The sequence below is a fragment of the Mesorhizobium sp. WSM4311 genome, from assembly GCF_002295115.1.
Classification (GTDB): Bacteria; Pseudomonadota; Alphaproteobacteria; order Rhizobiales; family Rhizobiaceae; genus Mesorhizobium.
The window spans coordinates 571,517-588,112 of record NZ_NSFV01000002.1 but is presented as its reverse complement, the minus strand read 5'-3'; the positions used below and the strand labels follow the sequence as shown (position 1 = coordinate 588,112).

Here is a 16,596-nt window from a genome sequence, read left to right as displayed (position 1 = left end):
CCTCGCCTCAAAACTGTCGCCATGCAATACGCCGCCTATGTTTTCGACGCCTACGGCACGTTGTTCGACGTGCATGCCGCCGTGCGCCGGCATGCCGACCGGATCGGCCCGGACGGCCAATTGCTGTCCGAAATCTGGCGCGCCAAACAGCTCGAATATTCCTGGGTGCGCTCGCTGATGGGCGCCTATGCCGATTTCTGGCAGCTGACCGAGCAGGCGCTCGACTTCGCCTTGCGCAAGGTCCCCTCCGCCGATCCCGGCCTCAGGACAAAACTGCTGGAAGCCTACTGGCGGCTGGACTGCTACCCGGAGGTACCGGCAGTGCTGAAGGCACTCAAGGCCTCCGGAGCCAGACTGGCGATCCTCTCGAACGGCTCGCCCGAAATGCTGGAAGCGGCGGTCAAATCGGCCGCGCTCGATCAGGTTCTGGACGACATCTATTCGGTCGATACGGTGCGGCGCTTCAAGACCGACCCGGCGGTCTATGACATGGTTGCCACAGGCTGGCGCCTCTATCCCGGCGCGGTGTCCTTCCAGTCCTCCAATCGCTGGGACATTGCCGGCGCCACCAAATTCGGCTTCCGCACCGTATGGATCAACCGCTCCAACCAGCCCGAGGAATACCGGGATTTTCCGCCGGCCCTGATCCTGCCGACCCTCGAGGCGTTGGTCACCGCCTGAGCTGTCGAGCTGTGACCCAGGCGCCACAGTGGCGGCGCAGTCACAGCTTCGCCTTTGTTTGTCCACGTTCGGGCCAGAATCGGAACCGCCTATCGCCTCAGGTGTTGTCAGGCACCCGCGTGGCGGCAAGCGTATTCACGCTTTGTTGCAATTTGAGTCCTAAAGAAGGCAGCCATGTCCATAACCGAAATCGAATCCTATCGCCTGAGCCGTCGCGGCTTTCTCAACGCCGCAGCATTGGGCGCCGCATCGATCGCGGTTTCTGCATGCGCCACCACCGGGCCGGGACCGGTCGAGCCTCCGCCGCCAACCTATGTCGAGCCGCCGCTCGCCGACTATGCGTCGATGTACGCGGCCGTCAGCGATGGCGGCTTCGACCTGCCGGCCATCCCCTTCGACAGGATCGATCCGCAGTTCCTGCGCCAGATCGTTCCCGACCCGACCGGGCAGAAGCCGGGAACCATCGTCGTCGATACGACGGGCCATTTCCTCTATCTGGTTCGTCCGGGCGGCCAGGCCATCCGCTACGGCGTCGGTCTCGGCCGTGCCGGCTTCGAATGGTCGGGCGACGCCGTCGTCCAGTGGAAGCAGAAATGGCCGAAATGGACGCCGCCGGATGAGATGATCGCCCGGCAGCCGGAATTGAAGCCATACAGCGCCGACAATGGCGGCATGCCTGGCGGGCTGAAGAACCCGCTCGGCGCGCGCGCGCTCTATCTCTTCCAGGGCAATGTGGACACGCTTTACCGCCTACACGGCTCGCCGGAATGGAAGTCGATCGGCAAGTCGGTGTCGTCGGGCTGCGTGCGCCTGATAAACCAGGACATCATCGACCTCTATGACCGCGTGCCCTCGAAAACCCCTGTGATCGTGACCAGCGATGCCAGCCAGCCAATGGCGGCGGCGGCAACGGCGAACCACAAGGCGATCCCGATCGACGCCGGCGTGCCGGACGGATCGGTGCTGCTCGGCCCGGTCAAGGCGGTGACGGACGCGATCTTCTGATCCGACATCGCCTATACAGATGCTTAGGGCCCCGCGTTCAAGAGAACGCGCGGCGCTAAGGTCTAACGGCCTCTCGATAGGCTTCCCAAAATCCCGCGCACGATCGCGCGTCCGACCGACGAGCCGACCGAGCGCACCACCGACTTGATCGCTGCCTCCGCCACGGTCTGGCGATTGGAGGGGCGCGGCGCCGGCGCGCGTCGGCCACCGGACTGCGGCGTGGGATCGTCATTGCCGAAACCCGGTATGGTCCAGCGCGAGCCGCCTGTGCCTGCCTGCTGCGCCTGCTGCTCGGCGTCCTGTGCGTCCTTGGCCTTTTTCTGCAGGATCTCGAAGGCCGATTCGCGGTCGATGACCTGATCATACTGGCCAGTGACCGGACTTTCCGCGATCAGCTTTTGCCGCTCGGCGGGGGTTATGGGTCCAAGCCGCGAGGATGGCGGCCGGACCAGCGTGCGCTGGACCATGGACGGCACGCCCTTGGCCTCCAGCGTCGAGACCAGCGCCTCGCCGGTGGCGAGCTGGGTGATGGTGATGGCACAGTCGAAATCCGGATTGGGGCGGAACGTTTCCGCCGCCGTCCGAACCGCCTGCTGCTCACGCGGCGTATAGGCGCGCAGCGCGTGCTGGACGCGGTTGCCGAGCTGGGCCAACACCTTTTCCGGGATATCCAGGGGGTTCTGCGTGACGAAATAGACGCCGACGCCTTTCGAGCGGATCAGGCGGACCACCTGCTCGACGCGGTCGATCAGCACCTTCGGCGCCTCGTCAAACAGCAGATGCGCCTCGTCGAAGAAGAACACCAGCTTCGGCTGGTCGGGATCTCCGACCTCGGGCAGTTCCTCGAACAGCTCCGACATCAGCCAGAGCAGGAAGGTCGCGTAGAGGCGCGGGTTCATCATCAGCTTGTCGGCGGCCAGCACGCTGACGGCCCCCCTGCCGTCACGCGTGGTGCGCATGATGTCGGAGATGCGCAGGGCCGGCTCGCCGAAGAAGTTGGCCGCGCCCTGTTGCTCCAGCACCAGCAGCGTGCGCTGGATGGCACCCACCGATGGCTTGGTGACATTGCCGTAGCGCGCGCTGATCTCCTCGGCGCGCTCGGCGATGTTGGCAAGCAACGCCTGCAGGTCCTTGAGATCGAGAAGCAGCAGGCCTTCTTCATCGGCAATGCGGAAGGCAATGTTCATGATGCCCTCCTGCGCGTCGGTCAGGTTCATCAGCCGCGACAGGAGAAGCGGTCCCATTTCCGAAATGGTGGCGCGGATGGGGTGGCCCTGCTCGCCGAACAGGTCCCAGAAGATGACGGGGAATTCCTGGAAGTCGTAAGGGTCGAGCTTGACCTGCGCGGCCCGCTTGACCAGGAAATCCTGCGCCGTGCCCATCATCGCGATACCGGACAGGTCGCCCTTGATGTCAGCGCAAAACACCGGCACGCCGGCATTCGAAAAACCTTCGGCCAGGATCTGCAAGGTGACGGTCTTGCCGGTGCCGGTGGCACCGGTCACCAGGCCGTGGCGATTCCCATATTGCAGCAGCAGTTGCTCCGGGCGCTGATAGCTGTCGTCGGGCTTGCGGCTGGCGCCGATGAAAATACTGGTGTCGTCAGCCATATGTCGGGTCTCCGCAAACTGATGTGTCAAAAGCCAGCCTTTGCCCGAAGGTATAGTGAGGCTGTTGCACAGCGACAATGCCAATTGTCCAGAGCGGGGCCAACCGTCCCGATCAGGCCTATCGTCGAAATCGGATTTTGGAACTTGCGGATTTTGCTGGTGTTTGGCAATCGTTCATGGTTCGTCCATGCAAGCCGACCTATATCAGGTGGATCGAATTCAGGCTCGGGATGCGCATTGCGATAACCGACCGGGAACCGTAGACTGAACCGCCCGGCTGGTGCGGCCATATGAACGAGGAAGATGGATGGGCGCCGGAGCCTTGACCAAGGATATTGAACCAGTTGGCGCCGAGCGCCAGCGATGGCTGGCCCTGGCGGAAAAGGCACTGGCAGGCGCGTCCTTCGAGGAAAAGCTGGTTTCGCACACCGACGACGCCATCCGCATCGAGCCCCTTTATGACCGCGCGACCGGGGCCGAACCGCTCGTGCGCACGAATCCCCGATCGCCCTGGATTGTCAGCCAACGCGTCGACGATCCCAACGTCGATCGCGCCAAGGCCCAGGTTCTGGACGATATCGCGCAGGGCGCGACAGGACTGTCGCTCGTCTTCGAAGGCGCCCCGAACGCATTCGGCTACGGCCTGCCGAGGACTGCTCAGGCGCTGGAAACAGTGCTGGAGGGCGTGCCTCTCAATCGGATCCAGATCCGCATCGACACGCACCCGTGGAGCCGCCCCATGGCCGACTGGCTGGTGGCGTTCCTCAGCAAACGCCGCTCCGATCCGGCAAAGCTCAACCTGTCCTTCGGCATCGATCCGGCGGCGATCCTTGCCGGCACCGGCCGGCTGCGCATGTCGATCGAGGCGCTGCAGGAATCGATGCCCCAGTCGCTGGCGCATTTCTTCTCGATGGGCGTTCCCGGCGTGCTGCTGGAAGCGGACGGTCGCGTCTTCCACAATGCCGGCGCCACGGAAGCGCAGGAACTCGGCATCATGCTGGCTTCGGCGGTCTCATATCTCAGAATGTTCGAGAAGGCACGGCAACCGCTGGTCTATGCCGCGCCGCATATCGGCTTCGCGCTCAGCGTCGACCAGGACCAGTTCCTCTCGATGGCCAAAGTGCGGGCCTTGCGCGTTCTGTGGGCACGTGTGCAGGAGACCTGCTCGATCCCCAACTCCACGGCCAACATCCATGCGGAGACATCATTCCGCATGATGACGGCGCTGGATCCCGAAACCAACATCCTGCGCACGACGATCAGCTGCTTCGCGGCGGCGGCTGGAGGAGCCGATTCGATCTCCATCCTGCCGCACACGATGGCGCACGGCCTGCCGGCGCCTTTTGCCCGCCGCGTCGCGCGCAACGCCCAGTTGATCATAGCCAATGAAAGCCATGTCGATCACGTCGCCGATCCCGCCTATGGGTCCGGCGCGGTCGAAGCGCTTACGGCAGACCTTTGCGAAGCCGCCTGGGCGGAGCTGCAGGCGATCGAGGCCGAAGGAGGCGTATTGTCGAGCCTTCGGGACGGACACATCCAACAGCGCGTTCACGCCGCGGCCGCCCGGCGCGACGCCGCCTTCAAGGCGGGTGAGCGGGCCATCATCGGCACCACACTTTATCCGCAGAAGAGCGAGCGCCCGGTCGAGACGCTGGATGCAAAGCAGCGGCCTGCCTTCACCGAAGGCGTCGTGCTGTGCGAACCGCTGTTTCCGGTCCGCATCGACCAATCCATCGGGGCCGCCTCTTGATTCCGGATTTCAGTCAAATCGGCTGGGCGCCGCCGCGCCGCGCGCCTGTCGAGGTCAAGGGCCAGCGGACAACGCCGGAAGGGCTTGTCGTCAAGCATCTGTACAATCAGGGCGACCTCAAGGGCCTGCCGCATCTCGACACCTATCCGGGCCTGCCGCCCTTCGTTCGCGGCCCCTACCCGACCATGTATGTCCAGCAGCCCTGGACGATCCGGCAATATGCCGGCTTCTCCACGGCCGAAGAGTCCAATGCCTTTTACCGGCGCAATCTTGCCGCCGGCCAGAAAGGATTGTCGGTCGCCTTCGATCTCGCCACGCATCGCGGCTATGACAGCGACCATCCGCGCGTTGCCGGCGATGTCGGCATGGCGGGCGTCGCCATCGATTCCATCCTCGACATGCGGCAGCTGTTCGACGGCATTCCGCTCGGCGACATGACGGTGTCGATGACGATGAACGGCGCTGTGCTGCCAATCATGGCGCTTTACATCGTCGCGGCGGAAGAACAGGGCGTTGCGCAGAAGGATCTGGCAGGCACCATTCAGAACGACATTCTGAAGGAGTTCATGGTCCGCAACACCTACATCTATCCGCCAAAACCCTCGATGCGGATCGTGTCGGACATCTTCTCCTACACGTCGAAGAACATGCCGAAGTTCAATTCGATATCGATCTCCGGCTATCACATGCAGGAAGCCGGTGCGACAGCCGACCTGGAGCTCGCCTATACGATCGCCGACGGCATCGAATATGCCCGCGCCGGTGTCGCGGCGGGCCTCGACATCGACCGCTTCGCGCCACGCCTGTCCTTTTTTTGGGCGATCGGCATGAACTTCTTCATGGAAGTGGCCAAGCTCAGGGCCGCGCGCCTGCTGTGGGCGACGCTGATGAAGAAGAATTTCGCGCCGAAGGACGAGCGCTCGCTGTCGCTGCGCACCCATTGCCAGACGTCCGGCTGGTCGCTGACGGCGCAGGACCCCTACAACAACATCATCCGCACCATGATCGAGGCGATGGCGGCGACCCAGGGGCATACCCAGTCGCTGCACACCAACTCCTTCGACGAGGCGATGGCGCTGCCGACCGACCATTCGGCGCGCATCGCCCGCAACACGCAGCTCATCCTGCAAAAGGAGTCCGGCACCACGCGCATCATCGATCCGTGGGGCGGCTCGGCCTATCTGGAACGGCTGACGCATGATCTGGCAGCGCGCGCACTGAGCCATATCGAGGAAGTCGAGGCTCTCGGTGGCATGGCCGCCGCGACCGAACAAGGCATTCCGAAGCTGCGCATCGAGGAAGCGGCGGCGCGCACGCAGGCCCGCATCGATTCGGGCGAGCAGATGCTGGTCGGCGTCAACGCGCATCGCCCCGAGAACGACATCGAGGTCGATGTGCTCAAGATCGACAATGCCGAGGTCAGGGCCCGGCAACTGTCGAAGCTGCAACGGCTGAAGGGCACGCGCGATGTCGCTGCGGTGGAAAGCGCGCTCGATGCGCTGACCCGCGCCGCGCAAGGCAATGAGAACCTCCTGGAGTTCGCCGTCCGCGCCGCGCGGGCCAATGCCACGGTCGGCGAAATCTCGTTTGCGCTGGAACGGGCCTTTGGCCGCCACGTCGCAACGGTGCAGACCATTTCCGGCGTCTATCGCAAGGCGCTTGGCGACAATCCCTTGGTCGACGGGGTGCAGGACAAGATCAGCGCCTTCGAGAAGAAATACGGCGGCAAGCCGCGCATCCTCGTTGCCAAGATGGGACAGGATGGCCACGATCGTGGGCAAAAGGTGATCGCCACCGCTTTCGCCGATCTCGGCTTCGACGTCACTGTCGGCGCGATGTTCCAGACACCGGAAGAGATCGCCAAACTGGCGGTCCAGCATGACGTCCATATCATCGGCGCCTCATCGCTGGCGGCGGGACACCTGACACTGATCCCTCAATTGCGCGATGCGCTGAAGAAACTCGGCCACGACGACATGCTGATCGTCGCCGGCGGCGTCATCCCGCCGCAGGACTATGACGCGGTGCTGCAGGCGGGTGCCGCGGAAATCTTCCCGCCGGGAACCGTTATTCCGGAAGCAGCGGATCGGCTGATGGATAGGCTGCTGGCAGCCAACTAGGCTATGCTGCCCTAACTGTCCGAAAGCTTGACGATTTCCCATTCCTTGCCGTTGACCGCGGCCACGTCGCCGACCTTCTTGCCGAACAGCGCGACGGCCATGGGCGAAACATGCGAAATGCTTCCCTTGGTAGGATCGGCCTCGTCCTCGCCGACAATCTTCCAATGCACTTTCTTGCCATCGTCGCCTTCCAGCGTGACGCCCATGCCGAAGCGGACGACGTCGCTGCCGGGCTCCGGCACGGAAAGCTCGGCGTTTTCGCGCCGCGCCGTCCAGTAGCGTAGATCGCGTGACACCACCGCGATGCGCTCGCGATCGGCTTTCTTCTCGGCTTTCGCCAGAACGTCGCGCAGATCGGCCAGATTCTCCTCGATCTGCGCCAGGCCGCGTTCCGTCACAAGATTGCGATGCGTGCTGATCGGCCGCTCGCCGACGCCGGCGATGGCATTCTCGCTGTCTTCTTCGCGGGTAAAAGCTCTGCTCATTGGCTGAACCTAGGCCTTGAGCGCCTGCTCTACAAGTCATTGTGAAAACGAACAGAACGTTTGGCACGATTCCTGCGACGTCAGGTTGAACGCTGGGATTCTGTGCCGATGTTGAACAGACGAACGCTGCTAACCGGAACCGCCGGCTTTGCCGTTGTGGGCCTCGCGCTCGGCAAGGCGGCGGCCGCCGGCCTGACCGGTATCGAAAAAGCCTCGATGCGCGGTTCCATCAATGCCACCGAACTGGGCGTGCAGCCCGGCACGTTCGACGACCAGAGCAAGGCCTTCGCCAAGCTGCTGCGCGACGCGAACAACCGGGACATGCCGGTGTTCCTGCCGGCGGGCACCTATGTGGTATCCAATCTCTCGCTGCCCAGCCGAGTGCGCCTTTCCGGCGTGCCGGGCGCGACGCGGATCGTCTATGGCGGCGACGGTCATCTCTTCATGGCCGAACAGGCCGACCATATCGAACTGAGCGGGCTGGTCTTCGACGGTTCGAACCGCTCGATGGGCGACTATGCGCAAGGACTACTCGATCTTCGACGGGTCGGCCATCTCGTTTTCGACAATTGCCAGATAACCGGCAGCGGCAAGAACGGGCTGGCGCTGGAACATGCGACAGGCCGCATCGAGCGCTCCGCCATATCGGGCGCGGCGGACGCCGGCATCTATTCGGTCGAGGCGGCTGGACTGACGATATCAGCCAACACGGTCTCCGACTGTGCCAATGGCGGCATCCTCGTGCATCGCTGGCAGGCGGCCGAAGACGGCACGATGGTCACGGGCAACCGTGTCGAACGCATCGGCGCGCGCAGCGGCGGGACCGGCCAGAACGGCAATGGCATCAACGCCTTCCGTGCCGGCAACGTCATCATTTCGGGCAATGTCGTCTCGGATTGCGCTTTCTCGGCGATCCGCGCCAACAGTTCCAGCAATCTGCAGATTTCCGGCAATACCTGCTCGCGCTCGGGCGAGACCGCGGTCTATTCCGAATTCTCGTTCGAGGGTGCGGTCATCAGCAACAACATCGTCGACGGCGCGGCCAACGGCATCTCGATCGTCAACTTCAACGAAGGCGGCCGCATGGGTGTCTGCTCAGGCAACATCGTGCGCAATCTGTCGACCAGCGGGCCCTACACCGCCGATCCGCCAGGCTTCGGCGTCGGCATCGGCGTCGAGGCAGACACCATCGCTTCCAACAACGTCATCGAGAACGCGCCGCTCTACGGCATGTCGATCGGCTGGGGACCGTATCTGCGCAATGTCGTGGCCACGGGCAACATCATCCGCAAGGCCGGCACAGGCATCGTCGTCAGCGTGGTAGAGGGTGCGGGCACGGCCGTCATCTCCGACAACGTCATCGACGGCGCGTTGAACGGCGCCGTGATCGGCCAGCGCTGGGCCGAGCCGGTGACGTCAGACCTCACCCAGCTAAGCAGCAGCGGCTTTGCGCATTTGACCGTTGAGCGCAACCGCGTCAGTTGAGGGCGGCAGTCGGCCTCACCGCGCCTACCTTGGCTCCGATCCGGCTTTGGATCGGCGCATTTGCCAGTTCGATGAGTTTCGCCGCCAGGGCCTTGTCCGAACCCAGCAGCTTGGCGAGGACGGCGGCGACCATGGCTTCACTGGCGCGGTGGGCGCCATCATCGCATTTGAGCGCAATACCGAGGCCTAGTTCCGGAATTGCCGCACAGTGGACACCTTCGGCGCCGCCTTTCGCAAAAATCCGCCCAGGTGCTGCCTCCATCAGCGCGACGTCCTCGCGGCCTGTGCCGGCGACAAAGAAAGGCTCCGCCATGCAGGCAGCCAGCAGCCGCTTTGCCGCCTTGGCCCGCTCGGGGCCGAATCCATTTGCCGTGGCCATGCGGGCAAAGCCGAGCGCGAAGCTCCTGAGTGGCACCGCATAGGTCGGGATCGAGCAGCCGTCGGTCGCCCGCTCATCGGCGCCATGGATAGCACCCGTGACCGACTGCATCGCGTCGCGCACCATTTCCTGCAAGGCGTGGCCCGCCTTGACGTAGCCACTGTGCGCAATGCCGGAATGCACGCAGGTGCAGAGAAAGCCGGAATGTTTGCCGGAGCAATTGTTGTGCAGCGCATTTGGAGAACCGCCGGCTCGCGCGAGTGCAATCTCGGCGGCATGGCTCGAGGGCCAGTGCGCGCCGCATTCGAGCGCGGACCCGTCGAGGCCGGCCCTGGCCAGCATGGACCGCGCCAGTTCGACATGCTCCGGTTCGCCCGAATGCGAGGCGCAGGCCAGCGCCAGCTCGCGGTTGCCGAAGCCATAGGCATCGGCGGCACCGGTTTCGACCAGCGGCAAGGCCTGGATGGCCTTGACCGCCGAACGCGGGAACACTGGTTTCGAGGTGTCGCCGATCTCCAACACCGGTTTGCCGTCGGCGTCGAAAACCGCGACTGCACCGCGATGCGCGCTCTCGACGATCGCGCCGCGCAGGACCTCGATCAGAACCGGATTTGCCATGCCACCTCCCGCAGCGCATGACCTCGAAAATCGAAATCGATCGCGGGGTCATGCGCAAAACCAAAGTGTTACAGCGTCCTTTGCACGCCCCAAAAGGCGCGCGGCGCTGTAGTGTCGGGGCGGTTTACCTGATCCGGTCGAGAATGGAAACGTAGTTGGCGACCGCAGCGCCACCCATGTTGAAGATGCCGCCAAGCTTCGCACCCGGGACCTGGATGCCGCCGGCTTCGCCGACAAGCTGCATGGCGGTCAAGACGTGCATGGAGACACCGGTGGCGCCGATCGGGTGGCCCTTGGCCTTCAGCCCGCCGGAGGGATTGACCGGCAGGCGGCCGTCCTTGGCCGTCGTGCCATCAAGCGCCAGCTTCGCGCCCTCGCCGGGCTTGGCCAGGCCCATCGCCTCGTATTCGATCAGTTCGGCAATGGTGAAGCAGTCGTGCGTCTCGACAAAGGACAGGTCGTCGAGTGTCACGCCGGCGTTCTTCAGCGCGCGAGTCCAGGCCTGTTCGCAGCCCTCGAAGGCCAGGATGTCGCGCTTCGACATTGGCAGGAAGTCCTGCACATGTTCGTTGGCGCGGAAGGCGACGGCGCGGCGCATCTTCAGGGCGGTCGCCGTGTCGGCAAGGATAAGGGCGGCGGCGCCGTCCGAGACCAGCGAGCAGTCGGTGCGCTTGAGAGGACCGGCGACGAAGGGGTTCTTCTCGCTTTCCTGCCGGCAGAATTCATAGCCGAAATCCTTGCGCATCTGTGCATAGGGATTGTCGACGCCGTTCTTGTGGTTCTTGGCGGCGATCATCGCCAGCGCGTCCGACTGGTCGCCATAGCGCTGGAAATAGGCCTGCGCGATCTTGCCGAAGACGCCGGCAAAGCCGGCCGGTGTCTCGCCGTCTTCAGGTAGATAGGACGCTTTCAGCAGGTTCTTGCCGATCTCCGGTCCCGGCGTCGTCGTCATCTGCTCGGCACCGACCACCAGCACGATGCGGGCGGCGTTGGCGTCGATGGCACGGATGCCTTGCCGGACCGCCGCCGATCCCGTCGCGCAGGCGTTCTCGACACGCGTTGCCGGCTTGAAGCGCAGCCGGTCGTCGGCCTGAAGCACCAGGCTCGCGGTGAAATCCTGCGCCGAGAAGCCGGCGTTGAAATGACCGAGCACGATCTCGTCGACCTCGTCCGGGCCGATCCCGGCATGGTCGAGCGCATCGGTCGCGACCTTGACGATGAGGTTTTCGAGCGTCTCGCCCTCGAGCTTGCCGAAGCGCGAATGCGCCCAGCCAACGATGCATGCGGTCATGGCAATCTCCATCCTTGGCGCCACCCAACGGTGTATTGGGATTCAGATGATGCCGGCCTGCAAACGGCGGCTTTCTGCGCTTCCGGTGCTCACGGACTTGAATGTCCGCTCCGCTCCGGTTCTCGAAAACCACCGTTTTCGGCTCGGCCTCACCTGAAGCTCAACACACCTTAGCATACCGGGCTCATGGCGCACTTCGCCTTTATTGTTCAAAGATAAACATTCTCAGCCGGACCGTGAAGGGCCGGAACAGGACAATCGCTTGGTACAGGTCGTGCTCACGTCGATTTTTTGTTGATTGACGCGTCAATAAAAAATAACCTCCGGCAAAAATCGGGAACAGCATGCCAAAAGTCGGAATGGAGCCACTGCGCCGCAAGGCGCTCATCGACGCTGCGATCTCGGCGATCGGCGAGCGCGGCTCGCTTGACGTGACCATGTCCGAGATCGCCGGGCGCGCCGGCGTGTCTTCGGCCCTTGCCCATCACTATTTCGGCGCCAAGGACGAACTGCTGTTCGCAACGATGCGGCACATCCTCGCCGAACTGACCATCGACATGCGCCGCGCCCTGCAATCCGCCAGGTCCCCGCGCGAACGCGTCGCCGCCGTGGTCGCCGTCAACTTCTCCGACATCCAGTTCCAGGCCGAAACCATCGCGGCGTGGCTTGCCTTCTATGTCGAGGCGCAGAAATCATCGGCGTTGCGCCGATTGCTCAAGATCTATGCGCGGCGGCTGCATTCGAACCTGATGAGCGGGCTGACCGGCATCCTGCCCAGGGCAGAGGCCGACCGCGCCGCCGAAGCGACAGCGGCGATGATCGACGGGCTCTACATCAGGCGTGCGCTGAAGGATGGCGTGCCCAACGCCGCGACCGCGATCGCGCTGGTCGAGGACTATCTCGAAACCAAACTCGGCGAGCGGCAAAAACAGTGACGGCGAAGCGACCCAATTTCCTGATCGTCATGGTCGATCAGCTCAACGGCACTTTTTTCGCCGATGGCCCGGCAGGCTTCCTGCGTGCGCCGCATTTGAAGGCGCTCGCGGCGCGTTCGGCCCGTTTCAAGAATAACTACACGGCCTCGCCGCTCTGCGCGCCGGGCCGCGCCTCGTTCATGAGCGGCCAGTTGCCGTCGCGCACCGAGGTCTATGACAACGCCGCCGAATTCGCCTCGTCGATCCCGACCTTTGCCCATCACCTGCGCGCCGACGGCTATCACACCGTGCTGTCGGGCAAGATGCATTTCGTCGGACCGGACCAGTTGCACGGCTTCGAGGAGCGGCTGACCACCGACATCTATCCCGCCGATTTCGGCTGGACGCCGGACTACCGCAAGCCCGCCGAGCGCATCGACTGGTGGTATCACAATCTGGGCTCGGTGACCGGCGCCGGCGTCGCCGAAACCTCGAACCAGATGGAATATGACGACGAAGTCGCCTTCCACGCTGTGCAAAAACTCTACGACTTCGCGCGCATCTCCGACGATGCGACGCACCGGCCCTGGTGCCTGACGGTTTCCTTCACCCATCCGCACGACCCCTATGTGGCGCGGCGGCAGTACTGGGATCTCTATGAGGATTGCCCAGCGCTCGAACCGGAAGTGGGCTTCATCCCCTACGACGGCCAGGATCCGCACTCGCAGCGGCTCTACAAGGCTTCCGACTACGACAGTTTCGACATCACGGCAGAGCAAATCCGCCGCTCGCGGCGCGGCTATTTCGCCAACATCTCCTATCTCGACGACAAGGTCGGCGAGCTGCTGTCCGTGCTCGAGCGCACACGCATGCTCGACGACACGATCATCCTGTTCTGCTCGGACCATGGCGACATGCTCGGCGAGCGTGGCCTGTGGTTCAAGATGTGCTTCTTCGAGGGCTCGGCGCGGGTGCCGCTGATGATCGCCGGCAAGGACATTCCCGCCGGCATGATCGAAGCGCCGGTCTCCAATCTCGACGTGACGCCGACGCTGTGCGATCTCGCCGGCATCGACATGAGTGCGATCGCGCCATGGACCGACGGCCAGTCGCTGTTGCCGCTGCTGAATGGGAAGCCACGCACCGCGCCGGTGCTGATGGAATACGCGGCCGAGGGGTCCAACGCACCGTTGGTGGCGATCCGCGACGGCCGCTACAAGTTCGTCCATTGCGAGATCGATCCGCCGCAACTCTATGATATCGAAGCCGACCCACATGAATTGAGCAATCTCGCCGCCGATCCGGCGCATGCCGATCTGGTGGCGGCTTTCACTGAAAAGGTGCGCGCACGCTGGGACATGGCGGCCTTCGACGCGGCAGTGCGGGCCAGCCAGGCGCGGCGCTGGGTGGTCTATCCGGCGCTGCGCAACGGCACGCACTACCCCTGGGAGTTCCAGCCGCTGCAGAAGGCCTCGGAACGCTACATGCGCAACCACATGGATCTCAACGTGCTCGAAGAGCAGAAACGCTTTCCGCGAGGCGAATGATGACAGACCTTCTCGTCCCTTCCCTCGATCATCTCAAGCGGGCCTATGCCGTCACCTCCAGGGCGACGCAGATCACGCCGCTGCTGGAATCGACCGCACTGGCCCGGGAGACCGGTGCGGCGCGCGTCTTCATCAAGCCGGAATCGCTGCAATGGGCCGGATCCTTCAAGATACGCGGCGCCTATTGGCGGCTGAAGCGGCTGTCGGCCGACGAGGCGAGGAAGGGCGTCGTCGCCTATTCCTCCGGCAATTTCGCGCAAGGCCTGGCGGCCGCCGGCCAGGCGCTCGGTATTCCCGTCACCATCGTCATGCCGATCGATGCGCCGGCCGCCAAGCGTGACGCGACCGCGGGCTATGGTGCGCGCGTGGTGCTGACCGACCATGGCGAGCGCGCGCGTGAAGAGGTCGCCGCGGCCAAGGCGCGCGAGATCGCCGAGACGGAAGGGCTGGCCCTGCTGCATCCCTTCGACGATCCGGAGATCGTCGCCGGCCAAGCTGGCGCCGGCCTCGAAGCGCTCGACCAGCTTGAGGCCAAGGGTGCCAGCGCCGACCTGTTGTTCTGCGCGGTCGGCGGCGGCGGGCTGATCGGCGGCGTTTCGCTGGCCTTCCACTATCTGTCGCCGGCGACAGAGATCATCGGCGTCGAGCCGGAAGGTTTTGATGGCATGGGCTCGTCGCTGGCGCATGGCAGCATCGAGACCATGCCGATCGGCCCGAAGTCGATCTGCGACGGGCTGATGTCGCGGCGGCCGGGCGACGCGCCGTTCGCGGCGGTCAGGACCGCGGGTGTTCGCGGCATCACCGTCGACGACCAATCGGTGCGGCGTGCCATGCGGATCGCCTTCGAGAGGATGAAGCTGGTGCTGGAGCCGTCCGGGGCTGCGTCGCTGGCGGCGCTGCTCGGCGGCAAGGTGGATGTGGCGGGTAAAACCGTCCTTGTTGTGGCTACCGGCGGCAATGTCTCGCTCGCCGATTTTATGGCGCATATGAACCATGCTTGAAGCGGATTTCGTTATCATCGGCTCCGGCTCCGCCGGCTCGGCCATGGCCTACCGCCTGTCGGAAGACGGCAAGCATTCGGTCATCGTCATCGAATTCGGCGGCAGCGATATCGGACCGCTGATCCAGATGCCGTCGGCGCTGTCGATCCCGCTCAATATGAGCCTTTACGACTGGGGTTTTGCCAGCGAGCCGGAACCGCATCTCGGCGGCCGCGTGCTGGCGACGCCGCGCGGCAAGGTGATCGGTGGTTCGTCCTCGATCAACGGCATGGTCTATGTGCGCGGCCATGCCCGCGACTTCGACCATTGGGCCGAAGAAGGTGCAACGGGTTGGGCCTTTGCCGACGTGCTCCCCTACTTCAAGCGCATGGAGGACAATGACGGCGGCGAGGACGGCTGGCGCGGACACGGCGGGCCGCTGCATGTGCAGCGCGGTTCGCGTAAAAATCCGCTCTACGGCGCCTTCGTCGAAGCGGGCCGCCAGGCCGGGTTCGAACTGACCGACGACTACAACGGCTCGAAGCAGGAAGGTTTCGGGCCGATGGAACAGACCATCCGCGGCGGCCGCCGCTGGTCGGCGGCATCAGCCTATCTGAAGCCGGCGCTCAACCGGAAAAACGTGAGTCTGGTCAAGGGCTTTGCCCGTCGGGTGATCATCGAGAATCAACGGGCCGTCGGCGTCGAGATCGAGGCTCACAAACAGATTCAGGTCGTTAAGGCGCGACGTGAGGTGATCGTCGCCGCGTCTTCGATCAACTCACCCAAGATCCTGATGCTGTCCGGCATCGGGCCGGCCGAGCATTTGCGCGAAAACGGCATTGCCGTGGTCGCCGACCGGCCCGGCGTGGGCCGCAATCTGCAGGACCATATGGAGCTTTATATCCAGCAGGAATCGACCAAGCCGATCACGCTGAATTCCGTGCTGAACCCGTTTTCCAAGGCACTGATCGGCGCGCAGTGGCTGTTCTTCAAGTCCGGCCTCGGCGCCACAAACCATTTCGAAGCCGCCGCCTTCGTACGCTCGCGCGCCGGCGTCGATTATCCCGACATCCAGTACCACTTCATCCCGGCGGCGGTGCGCTATGACGGCAAGGCGGCGGCGAAGTCGCACGGCTTCCAGGCGCATGTCGGGCCGATGCGCTCGAAGTCGCGCGGCTCGGTGACGCTGCGTTCGCCGGACCCGAAAGCGAAGCCGGTGATCCGCTTCAACTACATGTCGCATCCGGACGACTGGGCGGAGTTCCGCCACTGCATCCGGCTGACCCGCGAGATCTTCGGCCAGCCGGCGTTCGACGCCTTTCGCGGCCAGGAAATCTCGCCGGGCAGCCATGTGCGGTCGGACGACGATCTCGATGTCTTCATTCGCGACCATGCCGAGAGCGCCTACCACCCGTGCGGCACCTGCAAGATGGGTCGCGCCGATGATCTGATGAGTGTTGTCGATCCGGAATGCCGGGTCATCGGCGTCGACGGGCTGCGGGTCGCTGATTCCTCGATCTTCCCGCGCGTCACCAACGGCAATCTCAACGCGCCGTCGATCATGACCGGCGAGAAGGCGTCCGACCACATTCTCGGCCGCACGCCGCTGGCGCCGTCCAACCAGGAGCCCTGGATCAATCCGCGCTGGCAGCAGTCGGACAGATAGAGCATGATCCACCCGACAGATTGAACCGTCCCTAGATCGAGCCGCCCATTCTTGGGGCGCAGACA

13 protein-coding genes are annotated in these 16,596 nt (G+C 64.1%); 9 read left to right on the top strand and 4 right to left on the bottom strand.

Features of this window, described 5'->3' with window-relative positions; translation table 11 throughout:
- The first annotated feature begins 21 nt into the window (after window positions 1-21).
- Window positions 22-681, top strand: a complete 660-nt coding sequence (locus CK226_RS06545; protein WP_095770795.1) for a haloacid dehalogenase type II — start codon at window positions 22-24, stop codon at window positions 679-681.
- A gap of 174 nt (window positions 682-855) precedes the next feature.
- Window positions 856-1,686 carry a L,D-transpeptidase gene (locus tag CK226_RS06540; protein WP_095770796.1) on the top strand — a complete coding sequence of 277 codons (831 nt, stop codon included), beginning with the start codon at window positions 856-858 and terminating at the stop codon, window positions 1,684-1,686.
- Between the two features lie 62 nt (window positions 1,687-1,748).
- Here the strand turns inward: CK226_RS06540 and CK226_RS06535 are convergent, their stop codons facing one another.
- A complete protein-coding gene (locus CK226_RS06535; RefSeq protein ID WP_095791371.1) occupies window positions 1,749-3,296 on the bottom strand; it encodes a helicase HerA-like C-terminal domain-containing protein in 1,548 nt (515 codons plus the stop codon).
- 307 nt (window positions 3,297-3,603) lie between these two features.
- Here CK226_RS06535 and CK226_RS06530 point away from each other — a divergent pair, with 307 nt between their 5' ends.
- Both CK226_RS06530 and scpA read left to right on the top strand, forming a co-directional pair.
- Entirely contained in the window at window positions 3,604-5,046 is a 1,443-nt protein-coding gene (locus CK226_RS06530) for a methylmalonyl-CoA mutase (protein ID WP_095791370.1), read from the top strand.
- Window positions 5,043-7,166, top strand: coding sequence for a methylmalonyl-CoA mutase (gene scpA, locus CK226_RS06525; RefSeq protein ID WP_095791369.1), 2,124 nt, complete (start codon window positions 5,043-5,045; stop codon window positions 7,164-7,166). Before CK226_RS06530 ends, scpA begins: the two co-directional genes overlap by 4 nt.
- A gap of 11 nt (window positions 7,167-7,177) precedes the next feature.
- On the opposite strand, the gene greA is transcribed toward scpA, so the two are convergent.
- Window positions 7,178-7,651, bottom strand: a complete 474-nt coding sequence (greA, locus tag CK226_RS06520) for a transcription elongation factor GreA (RefSeq protein ID WP_064982947.1) — start codon at window positions 7,649-7,651, stop codon at window positions 7,178-7,180.
- A 108-nt stretch (window positions 7,652-7,759) separates the two neighbouring features.
- On the opposite strand from greA, the gene CK226_RS06515 reads away from it, so the two are divergent.
- Window positions 7,760-9,136, top strand: coding sequence for a TIGR03808 family TAT-translocated repetitive protein (locus tag CK226_RS06515; RefSeq protein WP_095791368.1), 1,377 nt, complete (start codon window positions 7,760-7,762; stop codon window positions 9,134-9,136).
- On the opposite strand, the gene CK226_RS06510 is transcribed toward CK226_RS06515, so the two are convergent.
- Window positions 9,129-10,133, bottom strand: coding sequence for an asparaginase (locus CK226_RS06510; protein WP_095791367.1), 1,005 nt, complete (start codon window positions 10,131-10,133; stop codon window positions 9,129-9,131). The genes CK226_RS06515 and CK226_RS06510 overlap by 8 nt on opposite strands.
- A 124-nt stretch (window positions 10,134-10,257) precedes the next feature.
- Entirely contained in the window at window positions 10,258-11,424 is a 1,167-nt protein-coding gene (locus CK226_RS06505; RefSeq protein ID WP_095791453.1) for an acetyl-CoA acetyltransferase, read from the bottom strand.
- Window positions 11,425-11,768: 344 nt separating this feature from the next.
- On the opposite strand from CK226_RS06505, the gene betI reads away from it, so the two are divergent.
- From betI to betA, 4 genes are read left to right on the top strand one after another with little or no spacing between them, the layout of a single operon-like run.
- Entirely contained in the window at window positions 11,769-12,359 is a 591-nt protein-coding gene (betI, locus tag CK226_RS06500; protein WP_095791366.1) for a transcriptional regulator BetI, read from the top strand.
- Window positions 12,356-13,885: a choline-sulfatase gene (gene betC / locus CK226_RS06495; protein ID WP_095791365.1), complete on the top strand. Its 1,530-nt coding sequence runs from the start codon at window positions 12,356-12,358 to the stop codon at window positions 13,883-13,885. The genes betI and betC overlap by 4 nt, the downstream gene beginning before the upstream one ends.
- Window positions 13,882-14,886, top strand: coding sequence for a threonine/serine dehydratase (locus CK226_RS06490; protein ID WP_179300979.1), 1,005 nt, complete (start codon window positions 13,882-13,884; stop codon window positions 14,884-14,886). The genes betC and CK226_RS06490 overlap by 4 nt, the downstream gene beginning before the upstream one ends.
- Window positions 14,879-16,531: a choline dehydrogenase gene (betA, locus tag CK226_RS06485; protein WP_095791364.1), complete on the top strand. Its 1,653-nt coding sequence runs from the start codon at window positions 14,879-14,881 to the stop codon at window positions 16,529-16,531. Before CK226_RS06490 ends, betA begins: the two co-directional genes overlap by 8 nt.
- Window positions 16,532-16,596: the final 65 nt, after the last annotated feature.